This is a genomic window from Xanthomonas sp. SHU 308 (assembly GCF_000364645.1).
In the GTDB taxonomy this organism is placed as follows: domain Bacteria; phylum Pseudomonadota; class Gammaproteobacteria; order Xanthomonadales; family Xanthomonadaceae; genus Xanthomonas_A; species Xanthomonas_A sontii.
The window spans coordinates 1-3,887 of the sequence record NZ_AQOK01000287.1; the positions used below are offsets into that span (position 1 = coordinate 1).

Here is a 3,887-nt window from a genome sequence, read left to right on the forward strand (position 1 = left end):
ATCCCAAAAAAATACCGCTGAATGTCGATACAGCCTAGGGCCTTGCGGCCTCAGTCGCCCAGCCGCACCACCAGCTTGCCGAAGTTGCCGCCGCTCAGCATGTCGATGAAGGCCTGCGGCGCGTTTTCCAGACCGTCCACCACGTGCTCGCGGTAGCGTACGCGGCCGTCGGCCAGCCAGGCGCCCATCTCGCGCAGGAACTCCGGGTACAGCTTGACGAAGTCGCCGACGATGAAGCCGCGCAGGGTCAGGCGCTGGCGCAGCACCTGGCCCATCAGTGCCGGCATCCGGTCCGGCCCCGGCGGCAAGGCGCCGTTGGCGTTGTAGGTGGCGATGGTGCCGCACACCGGCACCCGCGCGAAATCGTTGAGCCGCGGCAGCACCGCATCGAACACGTGGCCGCCGACATTCTCGAAGTACACGTCGATGCCGTCGGACGCGGCGGCGCGCAACTGCTCGGCAAACTCCTTGGCGCGGTGATCCAGGGCCACGTCCACGCCCAGTTCCTCGCGCAGGTAGCGGCATTTTTCCGCGCCACCGGCGATGGCGATGACCTTGGCCCCGCGCAGTTTGGCGATCTGCGCCACGGTGGCGCCGACCGGGCCGGTGGCCGCGGCGACCGCCACGGTCTCGCCCGGCTGCGGCTTGCCGATCTCGTGCAGGCCGGCGTAGGCGGTGAAGCCGGGCATGCCGTACACGCCCAGCGCGGTGCTCGGCGGCAGCGGCGAGTTGGGGTCGAGCTTGCGCCGCAGGCTTGCGCCGTCGACGACCAGATGGGTCTGCCAGCCGCCGTTCTGCACCAGTACCAGATCGCCTGGTGCGTGGTCGGGGGAATTGGATTGCAGCACCTCGGCCACGGTGCTGCCGACCATGGTCTCGCCCAGTTGCACCGGCGGCGCGTAGGACGGCGCATCGCTCATGCGCCCGCGCATGTACGGGTCCAGCGACAGCCAGCGATTGCGCAGCAGCACCTGGCCGGGGCCGGGTGGCGAAATCGGGGCCTGTTCGATGCGGAAATTGTCGGTGCTCGGCGCGCCCTGCGGGCGCGAAGCGAGCACGATGCGGGTGGTCTGGGTGGGGGTGGTCATGCGGTTTCCTCGCTTGCGGTATTCAATTGCGCGATGTCCTCGGCCGACAGCTGCAGGCGTGCGGCGGCGAGTAGGTCCTGCAGTTGCTCCAGGCTGGTCGCGCTGGCGATCGGCGCGACGATGCCGGGCCGCGCCATCAACCAGGCCAGCGCCACCTGCGTGGGCGCGGCGCCATGCTTGCCGGCGATGTCGTCGAGCGCGGCGAGGATGCGCAGGCCGCGCGCGTTGAGATAGCGCGCGACCACGCTGGCGCCGCGTGCCTTGCTCTTGCCCGCGTCTTCGGCGCGACGGTACTTGCCGCTGAGGAAGCCGCTGGCCAGCGCGTAGTAGCACAGCACGCCCAGGCCCTGTTCGCGCACCAGCGGCTCCAGCTCGGCCTCGTAGCCGGCGCGGTCGTACAGGTTGTACTCCGGCTGCAGCGTCTCGTAGCGGGGCAGGCCGTATTGCGCGGAGACGTTCAGCGCCTCGCGCAGGCGCGCGGCACTGTAGTTGGAAGCACCGATGGCGCGCACCTTGCCCTGTTCGATCAGCCGCCCGAACGCGGCCAGCGTGGCTTCCAGCGGCACCGAATCGTCGTCTGCGTGCGCCTGGTACAGATCGATGACGTCGGTCTGCAGGCGCTGCAGCGAGTCCTCCGCGGCGGCGGCGATGGTGTCGGCCGACAGGCCCGGGCGTTCGGCCCACTTGCCGACCTTGGTCGCGATCAGCACCTTGTCGCGCTTGCCGCTGCGCTTGAGCCACTGTCCGATCAGCGTTTCCGATTCGCCGCCGCGATTGCCGGGGACCCAGGCCGAGTAGATGTCGGCGGTGTCGACGAGATTGCAGCCGGCCTCGACGAAGGCATCGAGCAAGGCGAAGGAGGTCTTGGCGTCGGCGCTCCAGCCGAACACATTGCCGCCGAACGCCAGCGGTGCCGCATGCAGGCCGGAGCGGCCGAGTTCGCGCGTGTGCAGCATGGAAAACGCTCCACTGTGGGGAAAGGCGACAGGATAGTCGCCGGGGATCGAAGGATCGGCCAATGCTCGCGAAAACAGCGTTCCGCCGGCGTGATTCGCGCTAACGGGAGCGCAACATTCGGGCTTGTCGGGCCGCATGCTAGGCTCGCCCCACCTCCTCTTGCGGATGCCTGCCATGACGCTTCGAACCTCGCTCGCCTGCGCCTGTACCCTGGCCGTCGCCACCGCCTTGCTCGCCCCTGCCGCGCAGGCGATCAAGCCTGCCGACACCGCGACGCTGCCGGCGCCGGACGCGTCCCTGCAGGCGGCGATCGACGGCAGCTGGCGCGACCGCGCCAACGTCGCCCGCGACGCTTACCGCCATCCCGGCCAGACCCTGGCGTTCTTCGGCATCAAGCCGACCCAGACGGTGATCGAGGTCACCCCGGGCGGCGGCTGGTATGCGGAGATCCTGGCGCCGTACCTGCGCGAGCACGGCCAGTACATCGCTGCGGTGGTGGATCCGACCGCCGTGCCGGAAGGGCGCGGTCGCGACTACCAGCAGAAGGCGCGCGCCGGCCTGGAGCAGAAGTTCGCCGCGGCACCGGCGCAGTACGACCACGCGCGCATCGTCGCGTATGCGCCAAACGCACCGGTGTTCGGCCCGCCCGGCTCGGCCGACCTGGTGCTGACCTTCCGCAACGTGCACAACTGGCGCATGGCCGGCCAGGCCGAGGGCATGTTCAAGGGCTTCTACAACGTGCTCAAGCCCGGCGGCGTGCTCGGCGTGGTCGAGCACCGCGCCAAGGCCGACGTGCCGGCCGACGACAAGAGCGGCTATGTCGGTCAGGCGCAGGTGATCGCCATGGCCGAGGCCGCCGGCTTCAAGCTGGCCGGCAAGAGCGAGCTCAACGCCAATCCGCGCGACACCAAGGATTATCCGGGCGGCGTATGGACATTGCCGCCGAGCAACCAGCACGAGGCCGCCGACGATGCCAAGTACCAGGCGATCGGCGAGAGCGACCGGATGACCCTGAAGTTCGTCAAGCGCTGAGCCGGCGCACGAGCGGCGCGGCGCGGACGCATGGGACAATGCCTGCGCCGCGTCGTGCGGCGCAGGTTCGCTGCCGTTCCCGTCGATGCTGATCGCCTTCAACAAGCCCTTCAACGTGCTGTGCCAGTTCACCGACCGCAGCACGCCGCCGCGGCGCACCCTGGCCGAGTTCGGCCTGCCCGCCGACGTGTATGCGGCCGGACGCCTGGACTACGACAGCGAGGGCCTGCTGCTGCTGACCGACGATGGCGCGCTGGCGCACCGTCTTACCGATCCGCGGCACAAGCAGCCCAAGACCTACTGGGTGCAGGTGGAAGGCGCGCCGCAACCGGAGCAACTGCAGCGCCTGCGCGACGGCGTGCTGTTGAACGACGGCCCGACCGCGCGGGCCGAGGTGACGTTGCTGGACGCGCCGCCATCGCTGTGGCCGCGCGATCCCCCGGTGCGCTTCCGCAAGAGCGTGCCCGATGCCTGGTTGCAGGTCGTGCTGCGCGAAGGCCGCAATCGCCAGGTGCGGCGGATGACTGCCGCGGTCGGCCTGCCGACACTGCGCCTGGTGCGTGCGGCGATGGGCACACACCGCCTGGACGGGTTGGCGCCGGGGGCCTGGCGCGCGCTGTAGTGCGTGTTGTGCCGAATGACGCGTAGGAGCGGCGTCAGCCGCGACCGGAGCGCATCGATAACGCCTCGGTCGCGGCTGAAGCCGCTCCTGGGTTGGAAAAGCAGAGGCGCGGCGAACCATAAAAAAAGCGACCGGGATGTCTCCCGGTCGCTGCGTTTCGTGCGGCGGCTGCCGTTAGCGGCAGGGCG

The 3,887-nt window shown here is 69.7% G+C and carries 4 protein-coding genes; 2 read left to right on the forward strand and 2 right to left on the reverse strand.

All coding sequences use genetic code 11. The features are described from left to right. Positions 1 to 50: 50 nt before the first annotated feature. Together D588_RS0110465 and D588_RS0110470 are read right to left on the reverse strand one after the other, a co-directional pair. On the reverse strand, positions 51 to 1,088 hold the full coding sequence (locus D588_RS0110465; RefSeq protein WP_017915932.1) for an NADP-dependent oxidoreductase: 1,038 nt from the start codon (positions 1,086 to 1,088) through the stop codon (positions 51 to 53). Beyond that, positions 1,085 to 2,044: an aldo/keto reductase gene (locus D588_RS0110470; RefSeq protein WP_017915933.1), complete on the reverse strand. Its 960-nt coding sequence runs from the start codon at positions 2,042 to 2,044 to the stop codon at positions 1,085 to 1,087. The genes D588_RS0110465 and D588_RS0110470 overlap by 4 nt, the downstream gene beginning before the upstream one ends. Before the next feature lie 175 nt (positions 2,045 to 2,219). Here D588_RS0110470 and D588_RS0110475 point away from each other — a divergent pair, with 175 nt between their 5' ends. Both D588_RS0110475 and D588_RS0110480 read left to right on the forward strand, forming a co-directional pair. Further along, the gene (locus D588_RS0110475) at positions 2,220 to 3,077 is read left to right on the forward strand and encodes a class I SAM-dependent methyltransferase (RefSeq protein WP_017915934.1); all 858 of its coding nucleotides are present in this window, start codon (positions 2,220 to 2,222) and stop codon (positions 3,075 to 3,077) included. Positions 3,078 to 3,162: 85 nt separating this feature from the next. Next, entirely contained in the window at positions 3,163 to 3,699 is a 537-nt protein-coding gene (locus tag D588_RS0110480) for a pseudouridine synthase (protein ID WP_017915935.1), read from the forward strand. The last annotated feature ends 188 nt before the right edge of the window (positions 3,700 to 3,887 follow it).